Raw genomic sequence first — 21,389 nt, forward strand, 5'->3', positions numbered from 1 at the left:
ATTAAAACAGCCCCAGCGGTTTATCGGAGTAGCTGACTAACAGACATTTCGTTTGCTGGTAGTGCTCCAGCATCATCTTATGGGTTTCGCGCCCGATGCCCGACTGTTTGTAGCCGCCAAACGCCGCATGAGCCGGATAGGCGTGATAGCAGTTTGTCCATACGCGTCCGGCCTGAATGCCGCGGCCCATTTTATAGGCAAGGTTACCGTTACGGCTCCAGACGCCCGCCCCCAGGCCATACTGCGTGTCGTTAGCGAGCTCCAGCGCCTCGTCCATGGTTTTAAACGTGGTGACGGCCAGCACCGGTCCAAAAATTTCCTCCTGAAAAACGCGCATGTTGTTCTTACCGAACAGGATAGTCGGCTCAAGGTAGTAGCCCTCCTGCAAATCGCCGCCCAGCACCTTACGACGACCGCCGGTCAACACATCGGCCCCCTCTTTTTTACCGATATCAATATAGTTGAGGATGGTTTCCAGCTGGCCATGCGATACCTGCGCCCCCATCTGGGTAACGTTATCCAGCGGATTACCGCTGCGAATCGACTCCACGCGCCGGATCGCCCGCTCCATAAAGCGCTCATAAATGGATTCCTGCACCAGCGCGCGGCTCGGACAGGTGCAGACTTCGCCCTGGTTAAACGCAAACAGCGCAAACCCTTCCAGCGCTTTGTCGAAGAAGGCGTCCTCTTCATCCATCACGTCGGCAAAGAAGATGTTCGGCGATTTCCCGCCCAGCTCCAGGGTGACCGGAATGATGTTCTGGGTCGCGTACTGCATAATCTGCTGACCCACTTCCGTTGAGCCGGTAAACGCCACTTTGGCGATACGCTTTGAAGTAGCCAGATATTCGCCGATCTCTCCCCCGGCCCCGTTGACCACGTTAATGACCCCCGGCGGCAACAGGTCGCCAATTACCTCCATCAGCAGCAGTACCGAAAGCGGCGTTAAGCGTGCAGGTTTCAGCACAACGCAGTTACCCGCCGCCAGCGCGGGCGCCATTTTCCAGCTCGCCATCAGCAGCGGGAAGTTCCACGGAATAATTTGCCCCACCACGCCGAGCGGCTCGTGGAAGTGATACGCCACGGTATCTTTGTCAACTTCACTTATTCCCCCCTCCTGGGCACGGATGCAGGACGCAAAATAGCGGAAATGGTCGATCGCCAGCGGCACGTCCGCCGCCATGGTTTCGCGGATCGGCTTGCCGTTGTCCCACGTTTCTGCGGTCGCCAGCAGCTCCAGATTCTGCTCCATCCGATCGGCGATTTTGAACAACATGGCCGCTCTGTCCTGAACGGACATTTGCCCCCACTTATCTTTCGCCTTATGCGCCGCATCCAGCGCTAAATCGATATCCCGCTTGCCCGAACTGGCAATTTCACACAGCGGCTGGCCGGTAACGGGCGTCAGGTTGGAATAGTATTCACCGTCGACGGGCGCCACCCAGTCGCCGCCGATAAAGTTGTCATAGCGGGGCTTCAGCCTAAGGGGAAAACCATACTCGCCAGGCTGGATACGCGATGAGGGAGGATTGTTTGTCATGACCGTCTCCTTGCTGTTGTTGTACAACAAGGGTAGTTCCGGCTGGTGATTTTCTCGCCAGCGGGTAGCGGGTTTACGAGCCGCATCACGGATTACCGTACTTTACGTTTCGTTTCTGTCGCCGCAGCCATACTTAATAGCTCAAGGGCTCATGAGGAATGATGCAATGCAGCTATTTATCGGCTTTGACGTGGGTGGAACCCACATCAAACACGGCGTAATTAATGAAAACGGCGAAGAACTGACATCCGATGAATATGATACGCCGGACGATGAAAGCACCTTCAAAGAGAAGTGGAAAGCGGTAGTGGATAAATACTGCCAGGAGCACGAGATCGCCAGTATTGGCGTGAGTTTTCCAGGACATATCAATCACCATACTGGCGAAGCGGCCAAAGCCGGGGCGCTGGACTATCTTGACGGCGAAAACCTGTGCGAACTGTTCGCACAGCTGACCGATCTCCCCGTGACAATCGAAAACGATGCCAATTGCGCGGCGCTGGGCGAGCGCTGGCAGGGCGCGGGCAAGGACTATGAGCATTTCGTCTGCATCACCATCGGCACCGGCATCGGCGGCGGTATCGTCATGGAGGGCGATCTCTACCGCGGGTCGCACTACCGGGCGGGTGAGTTTGGCGTGCTGCCCGTAGGCAATGAGGGCGAGCCGATGCATGAAGTGGCGTCCGCCAGTGGCCTGATGAAAGCCTGCCGCCGCGCGCTGGCCGTGTCGGAAGATGAGATGCCTGATGGTGAGGAGCTGTTTAAACGCATGGACAGCGACGTGCATCTGCGCGAAGCCATTGAAGCGTGGGCGCATTGTCTGTCGCGCGGTATTTACAGCGTGATCTCTATGTTTGATCCGCAGGCGGTGCTGATTGGCGGCGGCATTAGTGAGCAGGAGAAAATCTATCTCCTGCTGGATAAATATTTACAGCGATTCGAGGAGTGGGAAGCGCTCCGGGTGCCCATCCTTCCCTGCGAGCTGGGTAACCAGGCGGGAAGGCTGGGCGCGGTCTGGCTGGCTAAGCAGAAGCAGGCGCGCAGCGCTTAACGCTTACGGAAATAACTGCGCGTCGCGTAGCACATGGTCATTGCCACGACGACGCGTAAACCCGATGCGGTTGAAATACTCCAGGATCTGAATCGCCAGTTTGCGTCCTACGTTCAGCCGATCGCGGAAGTCTGCGGCGCAGGTTGATCCGCGCGCCTGATCCAGCTCCCGGATCAGGTTCGCAAACGCAACGATCCGATCGTTGCGGTAATAACGATCTTTCACGATCGCCACAATCATGCCCTGCTGCGCCGCATGCCGCAGTACCTGACGCATCAGCTGCTCATCGGTATTGGTTTCACGCGCCAGATCGCGCACCCACCAGGGTTCATCGCCAAACAGCGCCGCCACTTTTTGCCAGACCGCGTCCTGCTCAGCGGTAAAACCGGCCTTATGTTCCGGCAGGTGTAGCCAGCCGTGATGACTTGCAATCACGCCGCTTTCACGCATGTTTTCAATCAGCAACAGCACCAGCGCGTCGTCTTCCATGGGCAACGCCATACGCCGCAGACGTTCACGGCCCGGACCGGGCTCATCCTGATGCTGTTCATGATAGGTCGCCAGCGTGCTCAACACTTTACGCTGCCAGCGCGCCGCCACCGGCGCGTTCAGCAGGCTGTTGCCAGCCTGAATAAAACCCGGCTCCTGCGTCAGAAGACGCAATCCTTCACCGCTGAGCTGGCGCGCCCAGGCGAACGCAGCCAGATCCACCGCACCACGCTCAAGGTGGATATCTAACGCAGACTTGTCGTCACGGGCCTGGGCCAGCGAGGCCAGCCACGCTAAATACTCGGGCTTACGCTTGCCGCGACGGGGCGGATTCAGCATCACCACGCGGGCGCCCGCCAGGGTTTCGCGCGCGGAGATGTCGCGCAGAACCAGGCGGTCGTTATCCGCCAGCCAGAGCGGGGAGTCGAACACCAGTTCGGCGAGATCGTTTTCCAGCAGCGACACGCGTCCAGTGATGTGGCTGGCCGCGTGATGGATATGCAGCGGCTGCCACTGGGTCAGCGGCGTGTGGGTCTGTAGAGAAACGATAATCCGTTCAGAAGGCTCCGGCGGCGCGTCGGCCAGCAGCCAGTCGCCGCGGTTAAGCTGGTCTTTTTCGGCATCACCAGCAATATTCAGCGCGATACGCTGCCCGGCATGGGCCTGTTCCACCGGCTGGTTTTGCGCGTGAAGCCCGCGCACGCGCATGGGTTTGTTCACGCCCGTCAGCCACAGGGTATCGCCCACGTTAACTTCGCCGCTCAGCGCGGTACCGGTCACCACCAGCCCAGCCCCTTTCACGGTAAACGCCCTGTCGATCGCCAGACGGAAGCGGTGATGGCTGGCATGCTCACGAGACGGGATCTGCTGCAAATGGTCGCGAAGAGCGTCGATACCGCGGCCTTCTGTCGCCACGGTGACAAACAGAGCGGCATCCTTAAAACCATATTCACTCAGCGCCGCCAGTACCTCTTCACGCACCTCGTTGATACGCGCCTCATCCACACGGTCCGCTTTGGTAAGGGCGACGGTCAACTGCGGGTTTCCCGTCAGTTGCAGGATCGCCAGATGCTCGCGCGTTTGCGCCATCACCCCGTCATCGCACGCGACAACCAGCAGAGCATGATCGATCCCGCCCACGCCCGCGAGCATATTGGAAAGAAACTTCTCGTGGCCGGGCACGTCGATAAAGCCCAGCACGCGACCGTCGGGCTGTGGCCAGTAGGCGTAACCCAGGTCAATGGTCATGCCGCGCTTTTTCTCTTCCGGCAGGCGATCGGCATTCACGCCCGTAATGGCCTGCAATAACGTGGTTTTGCCGTGGTCAACGTGACCGGCGGTGGCAATAATCATTTCAACATCATCTCCAGAAACCGCCCTTCATCTTCCAGGCAGCGTAAATCCAGCCACATACGACCATCACCGATCCGGCCAATCACTGGCGTCGGTAATGCACGCCAGCGCGCCGACAGCGCCTCAAGCTGGCTTCCGCGTCCGTCGCGCGGGGTGAACGTCAGCGCTTCGCTCGGTAACCTGTCCACGGGCAGCGAGCCGCTGCCAATTTGCGACAGGCAAGGCTCGATACGAACTTCAAACTCAGGGTAATGAGGAGCAACCTGCGGCAGTAGCGCTTCCGCCCGCGCGCGAACAGAGGCTTCATCACGGCTCAGCAAACGCAACGTGGGCAGGCGGTCAGCCAGTTTCTCCGGGTGGAGATAGAGCCGCAGCGTGGCTTCCAGCGCGGCCAGCGTCATTTTATCGGCACGCAGGGCGCGCTTCAGTGGGTGCTGCTGTAGCTGCGCAATCAGTTCGCGCTTGCCGACGATAATCCCCGCCTGCGGCCCGCCCAGCAGTTTGTCGCCGGAGAAACTGACCAGGCTTACGCCCGCAGCAACCATTTCCTGCACCATTGGCTCTTTCGGCAGACCGTACTGGCGCATATCCACCAGCGACCCGCTGCCGAGATCGGCAATCACCGGCACGTTTAGCTCGCGCCCGATGTCGGCCAGTTCGGCCTCTTCCACCGTTTTGGTGAACCCCTCAATGTGGTAATTGCTGGTATGCACTTTCATCAGCAGGGCAGTGTTTTCATTCACCGCCGCGCGATAATCTTTTGCATGGGTACGGTTGGTTGTGCCCACTTCATGCAGCGTGCAGCCCGCCTGGCGCATGACATCAGGAATACGAAACGCCCCGCCGATCTCCACCAGCTCGCCGCGAGAGACGACAACCTCTTTTCCGCTCGCGGTGGCCGCCAGCATTAACAGCACCGCCGCCGCGTTGTTATTCACAATGCAGGCATCTTCCGCGCCGGTGATCTGGCAGAGAAGATCCGCCAGTGCGCGATCGCGATGCCCGCGCCCGGCGCCGTCCAGATCGTACTCCAGCGTCACCGGCGAGCGCATGGCCCGGGTGACGGCCTCTATCGCTTCTTCTGCCTGCTGTGCCCGGCCCAGATTGGTGTGCAGAACCGTGCCCGTCAGGTTAATAACCGGGCGCAACGCGCTTTGCGCGTGCTTGCTCAGCCTCCATTCAACTTCCTGCGCCCATGCCTCGCACCAGCCGGGTAGCGCGTTTTCAGCCTGAATATGGCGACGCGCATCGTCCTGAAGCTGGCGTAGCATGTCGACCGTTGCAGTATGGCCAAACTGCTCCAGCACCGCAGTGATGCGCGGATCACGAAGCAGACGATCGGTAGCGGGGATCTGGCTGTAGAGGGAATGATGAGTAGTCATGAATGCGCCTGGCGAGTAAATATCTTCCCCCCTCCCGACGGGAGAGGGAGTTAACATGTGGGGGGATTGTACCGCCTCCCGCCAGGAAGTGTTATAACCCGCATCAAGCCTTTGGTGGTTCAGTCCGGGCGAAACTTTCGCGCTGGAAGAGCGTCTCCGCCAGTTTGACCAGCAGCGGACGATCCACGCACCAGCCCGGCGAGACGCGGCGGAAATTAAGGTAGCCAATGGCGCAGGCGATGGCGATCGTCGCCAGATTCAGGCTATCGCTCTGAATTTTCCCCTCGCGGATCAGCTGTTCGCACATATCCAGGCTGCGGCTGATTTTTTCGCGCTGGCGTAGCAGCTCATTTTCTGACTGCTGGGCGGCGGGCCTTGCCTGCTCGCGTACGGACGTTAATGCCGCATCCATAATGCCATCCGCCAGGGCTTCAATTTGCTTCATCGCCAGCGCTGCTTTTGGATCCGCCGGCAGCATGGCTGGCGCAACGCCAAGCAGCTCGATGTACTCCGCAATGATCGGGGAATCAAACCAGTAGTCGCCCTCGTCCGTTACCAGCGCCGGGACTTTCCCCAGCGGGTTGTACTGCGCAACGCCGTTCTCTGCGTGGTACGGTTGTTCATTTACGAATTCAAATTCAATCCCTTTCTCCAGCAGGAGAATCGAAATCTTACGCACGAAAGGACTGGTATAACTGCCGATGAGTTTCATTGCTTATCCTTAATGCCCATAAAGAGGTCAGTATTGATCAAGCCGTGAAAAAAGGCAGGTGTACGTATCGCATTCCTGCCGTGAGGGGATACGGGAGAAATCTGCATAAAAATATTTTGTGAATCAAATCACAATCTGGAAACAAACAGCCAACTTAACATTGTGATATTAATCACAAAATAGCCCTCATTTTGGCGTAATTCTGAGCAATGTATTTTTTTTACACACCCATTATGTGATCGCGATCACTTCATTAATATCCTCACCCCCTACATTCATGTGATTCAGATCACACAAAATTCCGCTATCTGGACAGTTGAACGATTCAGTGCCAGATTTCACAGCATCAGAACAGGGCCCGGCTACCTCTGCCGCCGCACATTAACGATAAACCTCGGGCCACAAGCCTAAGCGTAAACATAAGAAGGGGTGTTTTATGTCATCCGATTTCAAGATCAAAGTGCAAAGCTTTGGTCGTTTCCTCAGCAACATGGTGATGCCAAATATCGGCGCGTTTATCGCGTGGGGTATTATCACCGCATTATTTATTCCGACAGGGTGGTTGCCTAACGAAACGCTGGCGAAACTTGTTGGCCCAATGATTACGTACCTGCTGCCGCTGCTCATCGGTTATACCGGTGGTCGTCTGGTGGGCGGTGACCGTGGTGGTGTCGTGGGTGCCATCACAACCATGGGGGTAATTGTCGGTGCGGATATGCCGATGTTCCTCGGTGCGATGATTGCCGGTCCTCTGGGCGGCTGGGCTATTAAGAAATTTGACGTCTGGGTTGATGGCAAGATCAAATCCGGCTTCGAAATGCTGGTGAACAACTTCTCCGCGGGCATCATCGGGATGATCCTCGCGATTCTGGCGTTCCTCGGCATTGGTCCTGCGGTTGAAGTGCTCTCCAAACTGCTGGCGGCAGGCGTTAACTTCATGGTGGCGCACGACATGCTGCCGCTAGCGTCTATCTTCGTTGAACCGGCGAAAATCCTGTTCCTGAACAACGCCATCAACCACGGTATCTTCTCACCGCTGGGTATCCAGCAGTCACACGATCTCGGCAAGTCCATCTTCTTCCTGATTGAAGCGAACCCGGGTCCGGGTATGGGCGTTCTGCTGGCGTACATGTTCTTTGGTCGCGGCAGCGCGAAACAGTCTGCTGGCGGCGCGGCGATCATTCACTTCCTGGGCGGTATTCACGAAATTTACTTCCCGTATGTGCTGATGAACCCACGTCTGATCCTGGCCGTTATCCTTGGCGGTATGACCGGCGTATTCACCCTGAGCGTACTGGGCGGTGGTCTGGTGTCTCCTGCTTCTCCAGGCTCTATTCTGGCGGTGCTGGCGATGACCCCGAAAGGCGCCTACTTCGCGAACATCGCGGCGATCTGTGCGGCCATGGCCGTCTCCTTCGTGGTCTCCGCTATCCTGCTGAAAACCAGCAAGGTGAAAGAAGACGACGATATCGAAGCGGCAACCCGTCGTATGCATGACATGAAAGCCGAATCCAAAGGCGCAACGCCGCTGGCGGCGGGTGATGTCTCTAACGACCTGAGCCACGTACGTAAAATTATCGTGGCCTGTGATGCCGGTATGGGTTCCAGCGCAATGGGTGCGGGCGTGCTGCGTAAGAAAGTGCAGGATGTGGGTCTGACCAACATCTCCGTGACCAACAGCGCGATTAACAACCTGCCGCCGGACGTTGACCTGGTGATCACGCACCGCGATCTGACCGAGCGCGCCATGCGTCAGGTGCCGCAGGCGCAGCACATTTCCCTGACCAACTTCCTCGACAGCGGCCTGTACACCAGCCTGACCGAACGTCTGGTTGCGGCCCAGCGCCATGAAGATAACGAAGTGAAAGTGCGCACCAGCCTGCAAGACAGCTTCGACGAGAGCAACGCGCATCTGTTCAAACTGGGCGCAGAAAATATCTTCCTTGGCCGCACGGCGACCAATAAAGAAGAGGCCATTCGCTTCGCCGGTGAGCAGCTGGTGAAAGGCGGCTACGTTCAGCCGGAATACGTTGAGGCGATGCTGGAGCGTGAAAAGCTGACCCCAACCTACCTGGGTGAATCCATCGCGGTTCCACACGGTACGGTGGAAGCCAAAGACCGCGTGCTGAAAACCGGCGTGGTGTTCTGTCAGTATCCTGACGGCGTGCGCTTCGGTGAAGAAGAGGAAGACATCGCCCGTCTGGTGATTGGTATCGCCGCTCGCAATAACGAGCATATCCAGGTGATTACCAGCCTGACCAACGCGCTGGATGACGAAACGGTTATTGAGCGTCTGGCCAATACCACCAGCGTTGAAGAAGTTCTGGCTCTGCTTAACAAGTAACAGCGCCTCTTCCCTCTCCCCCCGGGGAGAGGGCTAGGGTGAGGGGAAAACGTTCCTCACCCCAGCCCTCTCGGGTAAAAACATTGATGAAGGTTAACACTATGAAAGCATTACATTTTGGCGCAGGTAATATCGGTCGTGGCTTTATCGGTAAACTGCTGGCAGACGCGGGCATTACCCTGACATTCGCCGATGTGAATCAGGTGGTTCTTGATGCCCTGAATGCCCGTCATAGCTATCAGGTTCACGTGGTGGGTGAAAACGAACAGGTTGAAACGGTCTCTGGCGTCAACGCGGTAAGCAGCATTGGCGACGACGTGATTGACCTCATCGCGAGCGTTGATCTGGTCACCACAGCCGTGGGTCCGGTGGTGCTTGAGCGTATCGCCCCGGCGGTCGCGAAAGGCCTGGCGAAGCGTAAAGCACAAGGCGTTGAAACGCCGCTGAACATCATCGCCTGTGAAAACATGGTGCGCGGCACCACGCAGCTGAAAGGCCACGTTCTGGCCGCTGTGGCTGAGGAAGATAAAGCCTGGGTTGAAGCGCACGTTGGTTTTGTGGATTCCGCCGTTGACCGCATCGTTCCGCCATCAGAATCCGCCACCAACGACCCGCTGGAAGTGACGGTGGAAACCTTCAGCGAGTGGATCGTTGATAAAACTCAGTTTAAAGGCGCGCTGCCGTCCATTCCGGGAATGGAATTAACCGATAATCTGATGGCATTTGTCGAACGTAAACTCTTCACGCTGAACACCGGGCATGCTATAACCGCGTACCTCGGGAAATTGGCCGGTCATCAGACGATTCGTGACGCGATCCTCGATGAGAACATCCGTGCGGTGGTCAAAGGGGCAATGGAAGAGAGCGGCGCGGTGCTGATCAAACGCTACGGTTTTGATGCTGATAAACACGCAGCATACATCCAGAAAATCCTCGGTCGTTTTGAAAACCCGTATCTGAAAGATGACGTTGAGCGCGTGGGTCGTCAACCGCTGCGTAAACTAAGCGCGGGCGACCGCCTGATTAAACCGCTGCTGGGCACGCTGGAATACGGTCTGCCGCACGCTAACCTGGTGAAGGGAATCGCTGCCGCAATGCACTACCGCAGCGAGCAGGACCCGCAGGCGATTGAGCTGGCTCAGCTGATTGATGACAAAGGCGCACAGGCTGCGCTGGCGCAGATTTCCGGTCTGGATGCCAACAGTGACGTGGTTGCGGAGGCGGTCAGCGCATACAACGCAACCAAATGATGCAGAGTCCGGCGCAGGTTAGCCTGCGCCCGAATAACAGATTGTCAGATATGCAGGCAATAATGGAACAAACCCAGGCCTTTGAAAATCGTGTGCTTGAGCGTCTGAATGCTGGCAAAACCGTACGAAGTTTCCTGATCGCCGCCGTCGAGCTGTTAACCGAGGCGGTGAACATTCTGGTGCTTCAGGTGTTTCGCAAAGACGACTACGCGGTAAAGTATGCTGTAGAACCGTTACTGGACGGAGACGGACCGCTGGGCGATTTATCGGTACGGCTGAAGCTGATCTACGGTCTTGGCGTGCTCAACCGTCAGGAGTATGAAGACGCCGAGCTGTTAATGGCGCTGCGCGAAGAGCTCAATCATGACGGCAATGAGTACACCTTCACCGATGATGAGATCCTGGGGCCCTTCGGCGAACTGCACTGCGTAGCCGCGCTCCCTCCCGCACCTCAGTTTGATGACAGCGACCCTGAGCTGTACATGATGCAAAAGCTGCGTTATCAACAAGTTGTCCGCTCCACCATGGTGCTTTCCCTGACTGAGCTGATTTCTAAAATCAGCTTAAAAAAAGCGTTTCAGAAGTAAGCCCGCACACATTGGTGTATCCTTCCTTGTAAATTCCCCGTTTTCAGAGTTATTTGTCATGAAAGAAGTCGAAAAGAACGAAATTAAACGCCTGAGCGACCGTCTGGATCTGATCCGCCATCAGATGACTGGCCTCTCCCTTGTTGATTCCGCCGAGAAATATGCCGAGCTGGAAAAAGAGTCCGTGAAGCTGGAGGCGGAAATTGAGCGCCTGCGCGATGTGAAAGGCCAGAAGCTGAGTAAAGAGGCGCAGAAGCTGATGAACATGCCGCATCGCCGCGCGATCACCAAAAAAGAGCAGGCCGACATGGGCAAGCTGAAGAAAAGCGTCCGTGGCCTGGTGGTGGTGCACCCGATGACTGAGCTTGGCCGCGAAATGGGCCTGAAAGAGATGACGGGTTTTAGTAAGACCGCGTTCTGATACTTAATTTAAGTTAAATTAAATACAAACCAGCCCAATAGATTCACCAAAAGAATGTATTGGGTTTTTTATTACCTAAAAGTACCGGACTGCTGCCCGAAAATGTAAAGAAGCAATAGTAAACTCTGCGGGTTCACAATTGTCATTGTTAAGAGTAAAGTGGACATTCATTTCTTTCGATCTAACTAATACACACGGCACGCCATTGAAATATAATATATTTTCTTTGGCTTGATGGTATGTCATTGCATTAGGTTATAAATTTTATGAATTCTACTGAGAGCTCAACCTTTCAAAACAGCGCCCTTTCTTTAGAACAAAAACTTGAAAAAGCCAGGGCTGAACTTCTGGACTTAGGGGCAAGGAACCGCTTACTCAACATTCCACGATCGAAGAATACGCGTTTCCTGGAAGTGATTGATGAGCGTTCCGAACTGGTTTACAAACTTCTGTTTAATGAAAAAAAGACGTTCACATTTTTACATGGTAAATCAGGAAAAGAAGACGACCTGGAGAGAGAAGATAGTCTTTCAGAGGAAAAATCTTTTATTTATCAATTCGATGAGACAGACGCCGAAATAAAATCACAGCATCTTGATACTAAACTACAGACTCGTTTGACACCTAAAGGTTTGCAGACTCGATTACTCGATTTGTATCACGACGCCAAAACGCTTGAAGAAGAGCAAGGAGCAAACATTCTTTTCCTAGCATTGGGCACGTTGAAGTGGGTGGATCTCGCGAATAAAGAGAATATCCGTTATGCCCCTTTGATACTGGTGCCAGTCAGTCTGGAACGCGGTAGTGCTGGAGAAAGATTTAAACTAAAAGCGCGTTCAGAAGACATAATCCCTAACCTTTCTCTAGAAGCCTTCCTTGAACGCGTGCACCAGATCACATTACCTGTAATGCAATCTGACGATGATGAAATTAACATAAGTGGTTACTTTGACTCTGTACAGCAAGCAATAGCATTGAAATCAGATTGGGAAGTTATACCCAACGACATTATCCTTGGTTTGTTCTCATTTTCTAAATTTTTGATGTATCGAGATCTCGATCCTGCAAACTGGCCCAATGAAGAAGCTATTACATCAAAATATCTTATTCGTGCGCTGATGGAAGAAGGGTTCGATGAAAGTGATGGACTTCTCTCAGAAGATAGCTCTATAGACCCCATCATCACGCCAAAAGATATGCTTCATATAATGGATAGCGACAGTTCTCAAACGCTCGCAATTCATGAGGTAAGAAGAGGTAGAAACCTTGTTATACAAGGGCCACCGGGGACGGGTAAGTCGCAAACGATAGCCAATATCATTGCATCTGCCATCGCAGATGGAAAAACGGTGCTTTTCGTTGCAGAAAAAATGGCAGCTCTTGAAGTGGTCAAGCGGCGTCTCGACCAAACAGGAGTGGGTGATGCCTGTTTAGAACTGCACAGCAATAAGGCCAATAAACGAATTTTGCTCGAAGAGTTGAAACGAGTATGGGATTTAGGTTCACCCCGCGGCGAATTTCCTGATGAATTGATTGAGAATTTAACTGAAGCCCGGGATTCTCTCAATGCCCACCCAGCGCGCCTCCATAAAGTCTACACACCTTCAGGTTTGACCCCCTACCAGGTCATTGGGCAATTGGTAAGATTACGTCAAAATGGGCAAACACCTACAGACTTCTTTCTTTATGGCTTCGATGAATGGAGCAATAACGATCTGATAAAACGACTGGATCTCGTTAAAGAGCTTACTGAGCGAATTGAAGATATTGGGCTACCCCATAATCACCCGTGGAATGGCGTAAAACGAGAATCCATTTTGCCTGGTGAACTCGATCGCCTAATGCCAAAAATCACTATGTTGTTGCACGAAGCACATGACTTTCAAAATAGTATAGTGGCTCTGGCTGCCCGAGTTGGGATAACACCTGTACCCGTACATTTCAAAGAGGCAGACAAAATTGTTCAGATTGCTAACCTCATAAATCAGGCGCCTGAGTTTGAGGAAGCAGCATTAGTAAATCCTGTCTGGTCTAACTCTCTAAACGAAATAAAAAGTCTAATTGAACAAGGTGAAACGTATCAGGATAATCTCCAGGAAATCAAAGAACTGCTTCATGACGGTCAGTTTGATACCCCTCTCCTTGAATTTCGGGATGAGTTACAAACAATCCCAGAGGATCTTTTGCCAGATGCCTTCTCAGCCGCAAAAGCATTGCTACCGCTATTACCCCAAATTCAGTTAACAGTGGCCCATCTGACGAAAGAGCTAGGTACTGAATCTCCTTATCGTTCATCTCATGAAATTAAAAATCTGATAGAACTCAGCATACGTGTGGCGGATGCCCCCGATGCGAGCCCACAAGCTTTTATTGCTTCTGTGTGGGAACATGGTGTCGAACAAGCAAGGGAGTTGGTCAATTCGATCGCTGATTTATATTCTTTACGTCAGAAAATTGATCCACTTGTATCAGAGACCATTTGGGATACCGACCTTACACAACTTCGTCATAACCTCGCGATACATACTGGGATATTCAAAATTTTGAACAGCGAATGGCGCCGTTCACGTGCACTTGCCCGCTCTCTCATTCGAGATACAAATCAACCTATTCAGCAGCAAATTGAGCTTTTGGATAATGTTATTCAGGCGCAAATGCTAAGAAAAAATATCGCCAACGCTAGCGAGTTTGGTAATAGTGCGTTTGGCTCACACTGGCGTGGTGAAAACAGTGACAGCAGTGCTTTGAAAGCATTAGTAGAATGGATGGCAACGCTTAAAGATGTTGGTTCAGAAGCGCGTATACTTGCGAGCCAACTGTCTGATCGTGAAACTTTGAGGCACCTTAGCCAGAAACTGGAGCAGCTTCTTAATCAAACCGGCATCGAACTGAAGCAACTTTGGAAAGCGTTTGGCGCAGGTGCAGAATCCTGGTTTGATAATCATTATTCTGTTAAGCGTGTTCCATTAAGCTATGTTGAAGCTCTGGCGCAAAAACTCTGTCGTATAGATTCAACATCACATCAGGTCTTTAAAGAACCGGCAGATCGCCCCGGAGAACGCCTGACGCTGGTTAAGAAGATTATCGCACTGCAATATCAAAAGAAGGTCATTGAATCTCAATCCGAATTGGGAAGTGCAGCATTCGGTAGTGCATGGCTGGACACACAGTCAAACTGGCATAATCTCTTTAGAGATTATACATGGATGGAAAAACACAGTGATTTACGCTTCATCTGCGCAACCATAAACAATCGCGATGAGTTACTGAATTCTGCTAAACAACTTTCAGCGACACGTGTCTCTATCATTGACGAACTTGAAAACCTGGCCAACGAACTCGAATCGTCTACCGATGATCTCTTCCATTTAGATAATCAACTTTTACCTATCGATAGCGTCCTGAGCAAACTAACCTCCTGGACTGAAAATGCCGAACAATTGTCTAAATGGGTTGCCTGGCAACACCGACGTAACCAGGCGAATAACCAGGGGCTGTCAGAAGTTGTAGAACGGCTTGAGGATGGGCGCTTACCATTATCCAATTGTTATAGCTCGGTCGAATATTCTTATTATGAATCGCTGTTCAGTTTAATGGCTAAAGAGTCACCTTCCCTTTCCCGCTTCGATGGCGATCTTCATAACCGAAAAGTTCAGTTCTTTGCCGAAATGGATTTACGACGTATAAAAAGCTCAAGTATTGAGGTTGCCCGAGCACACCATCGCCGTATTCCTTCAAAAATCGGAGCGGCCGGTCCCGTTGGAGTCCTGCGCGCTGAAATGGCTAGGAAAAGAGGCCATATGCCTATTCGCCAATTGATGCTTAAAGCGGGCCCAGCAATTCAGGCAATCAAACCGGTCATGATGATGAGCCCGCTTTCTGTCGCACAATTCTTGATACCTGGTAAGCAAAAATTTGATTTGCTTGTAATGGATGAAGCCAGCCAGATTCAGCCTGTCGATGCCATAGGTGCAATTGCTCGATGTCAGCAAGTTGTTGTTGTTGGCGACGAAAGACAATTACCGCCAACCAGTTTCTTCTCTCGCATGACTGAAGCAAGTAACGATGATGGAGATGAAGATTCGACGCAAGTAGCAGATATCGAAAGCATACTTGGACTGTTTGTGGCCAGAGGCTTGCCACAAAGAATGCTTCGCTGGCATTACCGCAGTCGACATCAGTCGCTTATTGCGGTTTCTAATAGTCAGTTCTATGAAAATAAACTGTTTATCGTCCCAAGCCCATATACCGAAGAGGCTGGTATGGGCTTGCGATTCCATTATGTAGAAAACGGTGTTTTCGAATCAGGTGCAGGTAATGCCAATCCTATTGAGGCGAAAAGGATTGCTACCGCCATTCTTGAGCATGTACAGCAGAATCCTGAATTGTCATTGGGAGTCGCAACATTTTCCGTTTCACAACGTAAGGCTATTCAGGATGAATTAGAGGTTCTTCGTCGTTTAAATCCACAATATGAAGATTTCTTTAATTCTCATCCTGGCGAGCCATTCTTCATTAAAAACCTGGAAAACATTCAAGGTGACGAACGTGATGTCATCATGATCTCAGTAGGATATGCGCGTAATAAACAAGGCTATCTGGCAATGCGATTCGGCCCTCTGGGTTCGCAAGGTGGTGAGCGACGGCTTAATGTGCTGATTAGCCGAGCAAAACGCCGATGTGAAGTTTTTGCATCAATCACTGATGAAGATATTGACCTTGAGCGCGCGAAAGGTGTTGGTGTCTTGGCGTTCAAGCTCTTCCTGCAATATGCCCGCACAGGACGTTTATCAATGTCCACATCTTCCGGGCGCCCTATGGATAGCGTATTTGAAGAACAAGTCGCCTCAGCACTTCAGAACCGAGGCTATCAGGTGCATCCACAAGTTGGAATCGCTGGTTTCTTTATCGATCTGGCGATCGCCGATCCTGAACTGCCCGGGCGATATCTGCTGGGTATTGAATGCGATGGCAGTGCTTATCATTCCTCTCGCTCTGCGCGAGAACGCGATCGTTTGCGCCAGGCAGTTCTTGAAGATCATGGCTGGATCATACACCGTATCTGGAGTACTGACTGGTTCCAAAGACCTGAAGAGCAACTGCAAAGAGTTATTAATGCTATTGAGAATGCAAAATCAGAGCTGAATAGCAGAGCAGAACATAACGCAGGTCGTTCTCGAGCCGTTCCTGTAGATATCGTTACCGTTGAACGAGAAGATATTATTGAGGTAGGTTTAGATCGAGCCGGCTCCGCAAACGATCAGTCTGTCAATTACGAAGAGGCAAAGATTGATGCTCAACTTTCGTATGCTTTACATGAAACACCAACTGGTATTCTCGCTGACATGATTGAAAAAATTGTCTTCACAGAATCACCTATTCACATGAACGAAGTCATTACCCGCCTTCGTACTGCATGGGGATTACAACGGGCAGGAGCAAGGATAGAAAGCGTTGTCAGCCAGGCCGCTCAAATTGCTTGTATGAAAGGTAAAATCTACGAAGAAAATGGATTTTTCTATCATAAGGAAGTAATGATTCTACTTCGAAACAGGCAGAACGTGATATCTACTGGTTTACGTAAACCTGAATTGATTGCACCTAAAGAAATCGCTTCTGGAGCAATGCAAATTGTCAGGGCTAGCTTGGGCGCAACAGAGGATGAAATCATTACAGCTGTGTCGAGAATGCTTGGTTTTAAATCAACCAGCAGTGTTCTGAAGCGAGTCATCTCCGATACTATTGAGCAACAAATTAAAGATAAGTACCTCAAGCAACATGATGGTCTTATTTTGATTGATGACCCTCACGTTGATAGCATCAGAAATGTTGTTTAATTCATCCTTATGTATTTAACCCTTTCCTAGAGGCTCACCATTACTAGGCGATCGCCGCGAAATGGGCCTGAAAGAGATGACGGGTTTTTGTAAGACCGCGTTCTGATCGTCCTCCCCTGCCGCTGCGGCAGGGGAAACTCAGTTGTAAATCAGGTTAAACGTGGCCATCGCATCCGCTTTTCCCGCCGTTACGTTCTCTTCCGTCTGAATGTAATGCGCATCAAACCAGAAGGTCTGCGTCTGGTTATCCCCTACCTGGCCAAGCGCTGACACCTGCGGGGTGTTCCACGATACCACCTGCCCCTGAACCGAACCGGTATTGTCACCGTAAAGCAGTTCGATCCCGACACCGCTGGCGCTATCCTCCTGCTTCGTCAACGCCAGCGCCCGATCGTTGCCCGGCGTGGTATCGCCAAAGAAACCCATCTTAACCGCCGTGTTATTTTCACAGGTCACCGGAATGCTGAAGCGTCCGCCTCCGGCACGGGAGCCGATGCCGTGAAATTCACGCTGGCTCACGCTCCCCATGGGAACAAGAATGCTGCGAGAGCCCACTGAGCAGCTGGTACGCCTGACGGTGAAGCTGGCGAGATGAATCTGTACTGGTGTCGCCACGTTGGTGGCGCTGGCTTGATTTTCTCCCGCCTGCAATATCAGCGATCCGACATTTTGCTCCTGGGAGTTGGCGTTATCGTCAGGCATGGGGCTGGTCGTCGGGATTTTGTAAAACACCACCCAGAACTGCAATTTATACGTTGGGGCGCTGGCAAAGGCAGGATTCTGTGAGGCATCGCAGATACGCCGGGACTCGTTGCCGTCTACCGGGCTGGTGCCGTCAATATACTGTACGGCATCCGCACCACAGTACTGCTGCTCGCGGAACCCGAGCGCGTAGCCGATGCCGTCAATCTGGGTTTTGTAGACGTGCCGCGACGCACCGTCTTCCCCCACCACGGTGCCGACGGGGTTATCCAGCTCGACAAATCCGATACTACGCCAGGGGTCACTACCGCCATCACAGTTGTAGAAGTCTTGCCCGGTAGACTGTATCGGCGCGGAAACCGGCGTCCAATCCGCGGTGCCGGGAGCATATCCAATGGCGTAGGGTACCTGGACAACCCACTGATCGCGCGTGGTGCGGCAGGGCGAGGCCTGAGCGTGCGCATGAAAACTCAGCATGCCAAAAAGCGAAAGAAGGCTCAGATAGAAAAACCAGTGAATAAAGTGACGCATGATATTCCTCTAGTGGCACTCAAGAGACAGCGTAGCGATGCCGGGGGCCATATGAGCTTTCCCCAGTCTGAAAGGTGTCTGGCATTGCTGCTGCTCCCCGTTTTCATACCAGGTGACGCGCAGGGTGCCGCGCTCGGGTACTCCGCTCAGGTAGGCCTGACCGCCGTCAGCGACCATGCTTCGGTTTGCAGAATGGCGGTTCTGCTCCACCACTTCAGCCTGCGCGCCAAACGGCAACGGTTCGCCGTGGTAGCGCAGGGAAAACAGAACGCGATAACCAATGTGGGTTGTGTAATTGGCCAGCACCACCGCGCCGCTGGTGGGAATGAGCGTCAGACCGCTTTGCTCAATGTCGACGTTCTCACCCAGCGTCGCCGTATCAAGGCTGACGGTATTTTTGCGATACGCCGAGAGCGTTGGCATGACCGCATAGCCGCGGCTGTCGGTATGGATCCCGTTGTAGCCCTCCGGCTCAACGTTCGCCGCGCCGGGCACGCGCAGCAGGGCGACGGTATCGCCCAGCGGCTGGCTAAGCGTGACGCCATACTGCGTGGCGATAACGCCTCCGGCGAGTCCAAGACTCGCGTTGCTACCGTTTCGGCTGTGGTCATAACCGAGGCTGACGTTGCCGTAGCCACCGTTGTATTGCAGCGCCAGGCTGGTGCTGTCGGCCTCTCCCTCACTGGTCTTACTCTGCTGAACGCTGTAATTCAGGTTGCGGTTCGCCAGCGCGCTGCCGTTGAGTGACACCTGCTGCGTGGTCATCCCACGATTGTTGTGGTTGGCGTAGTAACTGACCGAACTGCCCGGCAGCCAGTTGCCAAGCGGAACATTGACGTTAAACGACACGGTGCGATCGGGATGCTGCTCAAGCGCTGAGTCGGTGTAGTCATACCCCGCGCCCCAGGAAATACCCCGCCAGCTGGTGTACCAGCCAATGTGGATGGTTTTATCCTGCCCGGACGTATGCCAGTAATCCTGCATCCATGCCGAGACGCTGAGGCTGCCGAACTGACCCAGCGTCTGTGAAAAAGTGACCTGCGAGCGGCTACGGCGATTATTGAGTTGCAGCTGTTGGCTGTCAGACTGATTCAGTTCACTAAATTCGTAGTAATTGCGCGAGGCATAGCGATAGCTCGCCAGGTTGAAGGCGGTGCCGGTAGCGCTGAAATCTTTCTGGTACTGAATGCGCCACGCCTGCCCCATCGCGCTTTTGCCGTCGGGTAAACGGCTTTTTGCCAGCGTATCATCAATACCCAGCGAGCCAAATGCGCCAAACCCTCTGCCTACGCCAATTGCACCGGCCTGATAGTTGCTCGCCGTACGAAAGCCGCCATACACCGTCATCCTGGAGAGCAGACCGTAGAAGAAAGCGCCTTCAACAAATTCGGGCGAACGCGCATCACCGGAGCCGGAGTGAAATCGTCCTGCATTGAGACTGTATTTCAGGCTGCCCTGGCGTCGCATAAACGGCACCGCAGAGTAGGGCTGGGTAAAGACGCGCGTTGAGCCGTCACTTTCCGTGACCGTAACCTGTAGATCGCCACTTTGTGCGCCCGGGAACAGATCGTTAATGATAAATGGCCCGGCGGCCACCCAGGTTTCATAGATCACATAGCCATTTTGCGAAACGGAGACTTTAGCGAAGCTGTGTGCGACGCCGCGGATGGTTGGTGCGAAGCCGCGCTGGCTGTCGGGCAACATGCTTTCGCTTGATGAGAGCTGTACCCCGCGAAACGCCACGCTATCGAAGACGTCGCCTGCGGTCCAGGCATCGCCGATCCGTAGCTGGCTGTTAAGACGGCGAATATCCCGGGTCAGCCAGCTACTTTGCGACTGAAAATGGTCGCCGCCCGCGTCGCTGTAGCTCCAGGCCGAGGTGTTACGCAGCCGCCACGCCCCCAGATTGATGCCGTTACGCAGGCTCAGATAGCTGGATGTCGTGACCCCGCTCTGATGACGGGCCTGTCCGCCCGACAGACTGTAATCAGTAAATGCCGCCGGGATACCATCGTCCCACTGCGACTGCGGCACGTAGCCACGGCTGCGGTGTTTCATTGCCGCCTGCGGCAGGCTGAGAAAGAGACGCTGCTGGTTGAAATCATAAGAAGTTCGCGCTGCCGGAATAAAATCCTCGAGGTGCGTGAACGTTTCTCCCTCCTGCAACCGGGAGAATGCAGGAATGGCCCCTACATTTACGCCAAGCGCTTCCAGCAGCGATACGCTAAAAACGGGTTGCAGGCTGCCTTTCTCATTGACGAAGGTGATCTCCTGATGCCGCTCCTCGCGTCCGTTAATCTCCAGCGTCACGAGCCAGGTGCCTGGCATCTGCCCGCCCTTTTCAGAGAAATAGTGCAGATCCGCCGTTTTCTGTTCAGTAGAGGAAAGCTCCAGCGCGGCGGGATCAAAGTAATCCTCGGCCATCCCCGTGCGGCTGAAGCTAAGCAGCAACACCGAAAGCGGCGCGTAACGAAATAGGCGAAAAGGCATGGTCTTAAAGAGGCTGGGTGTGGGTGGCGGTGATGGCACCAAAATCATTAATAGCCGACCAGCTTACGCCCCCGGAGGCGGACACAGGCCATTCCCGGGTTTCCCCTGGACCGATCATGCCCGGCTGCTCAATTTTATGCCCGCCAACGGTCAGACGATAAAAAGAGACGTAGTATGGCGTCGGGTTAGCGGCCTTAAGCCCTTTTCCCGTTCGCGAAAACGTTATTTTCTGCCAGGCCGTGGCGGCGTCCCCTTTCAGGTTGTCCGGGCGGTAGAAGATTTTAAATTTCGATTTGACGTTTACCTGTAATTCGTTGCTGCTCTCTTTTGGCTTTGGCGCTATCGCTTTAATATCGAGCCAGAATACAGATTCACGATCTGTGGGCAGCGGAGCGCCGGTATATTGAATACGCAGCGTGTTGGTCTGCTCCGGATCAAGTCTGAACAGAGGTGGTGTGACAATAAATGGCGCAGCGTTATTTTTATCCGGCCCATCGCCTTCAACCCACGACTGAATAAGATAGGGAACCGCACTTTCCATATTAGAAACAGAAAATGCCACCTCCTTGCTGTTTTGCGGGTATACGATCCGTGTTCCCCCCATTACAACGCCAGCGGAAACTGACGCAGAACTAACCATTAATGCAGTGAGCATAATATACGATAAACGTTTCATCATTATTATCTCTGGAGGTGGCTG

At 53.4% G+C, this 21,389-nt stretch carries 13 protein-coding genes; 6 read left to right on the top strand and 7 right to left on the bottom strand.

The genetic code is table 11. The features are described 5' to 3' along the window. Nucleotide 1: 1 nt before the first annotated feature. Complete coding sequence (gene aldB / locus ACNQ0T_RS19825) at nucleotides 2-1,540, bottom strand: aldehyde dehydrogenase AldB (protein WP_063148430.1); 1,539 nt, start codon at nucleotides 1,538-1,540, stop codon at nucleotides 2-4. A gap of 166 nt (nucleotides 1,541-1,706) precedes the next feature. On the opposite strand from aldB, the gene ACNQ0T_RS19830 reads away from it, so the two are divergent. Then, nucleotides 1,707-2,591: an ROK family protein gene (locus ACNQ0T_RS19830; RefSeq protein WP_023298868.1), complete on the top strand. Its 885-nt coding sequence runs from the start codon at nucleotides 1,707-1,709 to the stop codon at nucleotides 2,589-2,591. A 3-nt stretch (nucleotides 2,592-2,594) separates the two neighbouring features. Here ACNQ0T_RS19830 and selB read toward each other — a convergent pair whose 3' ends face one another. The 3 genes from selB to ACNQ0T_RS19845 form a co-directional block, all read right to left on the bottom strand. Continuing rightward, on the bottom strand, nucleotides 2,595-4,433 hold the full coding sequence (gene selB / locus ACNQ0T_RS19835) for a selenocysteine-specific translation elongation factor (protein WP_023298869.1): 1,839 nt from the start codon (nucleotides 4,431-4,433) through the stop codon (nucleotides 2,595-2,597). Next, nucleotides 4,430-5,815, bottom strand: a complete 1,386-nt coding sequence (gene selA, locus ACNQ0T_RS19840; protein ID WP_417648164.1) for an L-seryl-tRNA(Sec) selenium transferase — start codon at nucleotides 5,813-5,815, stop codon at nucleotides 4,430-4,432. The genes selB and selA overlap by 4 nt, the downstream gene beginning before the upstream one ends. A gap of 103 nt (nucleotides 5,816-5,918) precedes the next feature. Then, a complete protein-coding gene (locus ACNQ0T_RS19845; RefSeq protein WP_048966144.1) occupies nucleotides 5,919-6,527 on the bottom strand; it encodes a glutathione S-transferase in 609 nt (202 codons plus the stop codon). A gap of 436 nt (nucleotides 6,528-6,963) precedes the next feature. Here ACNQ0T_RS19845 and ACNQ0T_RS19850 point away from each other — a divergent pair, with 436 nt between their 5' ends. The 5 genes from ACNQ0T_RS19850 (at nucleotide 6,964) to ACNQ0T_RS19870 (ending at nucleotide 16,966) form a co-directional block, all read left to right on the top strand. Continuing rightward, nucleotides 6,964-8,871, top strand: a complete 1,908-nt coding sequence (locus tag ACNQ0T_RS19850) for a PTS mannitol transporter subunit IICBA (protein ID WP_417930342.1) — start codon at nucleotides 6,964-6,966, stop codon at nucleotides 8,869-8,871. Between the two features lie 86 nt (nucleotides 8,872-8,957). Continuing rightward, on the top strand, nucleotides 8,958-10,121 hold the full coding sequence (gene mtlD, locus ACNQ0T_RS19855) for a mannitol-1-phosphate 5-dehydrogenase (protein WP_417930343.1): 1,164 nt from the start codon (nucleotides 8,958-8,960) through the stop codon (nucleotides 10,119-10,121). Beyond that, nucleotides 10,118-10,708 carry a mannitol operon repressor MtlR gene (gene mtlR, locus ACNQ0T_RS19860; RefSeq protein WP_023298873.1) on the top strand — a complete coding sequence of 197 codons (591 nt, stop codon included), beginning with the start codon at nucleotides 10,118-10,120 and terminating at the stop codon, nucleotides 10,706-10,708. Before mtlD ends, mtlR begins: the two co-directional genes overlap by 4 nt. Nucleotides 10,709-10,766: 58 nt before the next feature. Then, on the top strand, nucleotides 10,767-11,129 hold the full coding sequence (locus ACNQ0T_RS19865; protein ID WP_417930344.1) for a YibL family ribosome-associated protein: 363 nt from the start codon (nucleotides 10,767-10,769) through the stop codon (nucleotides 11,127-11,129). Nucleotides 11,130-11,395: 266 nt separating this feature from the next. Continuing rightward, complete coding sequence (locus ACNQ0T_RS19870; protein ID WP_161177823.1) at nucleotides 11,396-16,966, top strand: DUF3320 domain-containing protein; 5,571 nt, start codon at nucleotides 11,396-11,398, stop codon at nucleotides 16,964-16,966. A gap of 138 nt (nucleotides 16,967-17,104) precedes the next feature. Here ACNQ0T_RS19870 and ACNQ0T_RS19875 read toward each other — a convergent pair whose 3' ends face one another. Genes ACNQ0T_RS19875 through ACNQ0T_RS19885 form a run of 3 tightly spaced genes read right to left on the bottom strand, consistent with a single transcriptional unit; the run spans nucleotide 17,105 to nucleotide 21,368 of the window. Then, nucleotides 17,105-18,199, bottom strand: coding sequence for a fimbrial protein (locus tag ACNQ0T_RS19875; RefSeq protein ID WP_022649765.1), 1,095 nt, complete (start codon nucleotides 18,197-18,199; stop codon nucleotides 17,105-17,107). A 9-nt stretch (nucleotides 18,200-18,208) separates the two neighbouring features. Then, a complete protein-coding gene (locus ACNQ0T_RS19880) occupies nucleotides 18,209-20,689 on the bottom strand; it encodes a fimbria/pilus outer membrane usher protein (protein ID WP_053087815.1) in 2,481 nt (826 codons plus the stop codon). Nucleotides 20,690-20,693: 4 nt separating this feature from the next. Beyond that, entirely contained in the window at nucleotides 20,694-21,368 is a 675-nt protein-coding gene (locus tag ACNQ0T_RS19885) for a molecular chaperone (protein ID WP_022649767.1), read from the bottom strand. Nucleotides 21,369-21,389: the final 21 nt, after the last annotated feature.

The sequence above is a fragment of the Enterobacter cloacae complex sp.6700776 genome (assembly GCF_048284255.1).
In the GTDB taxonomy this organism is placed as follows: Bacteria; Pseudomonadota; Gammaproteobacteria; order Enterobacterales; family Enterobacteriaceae; genus Enterobacter; species Enterobacter intestinihominis.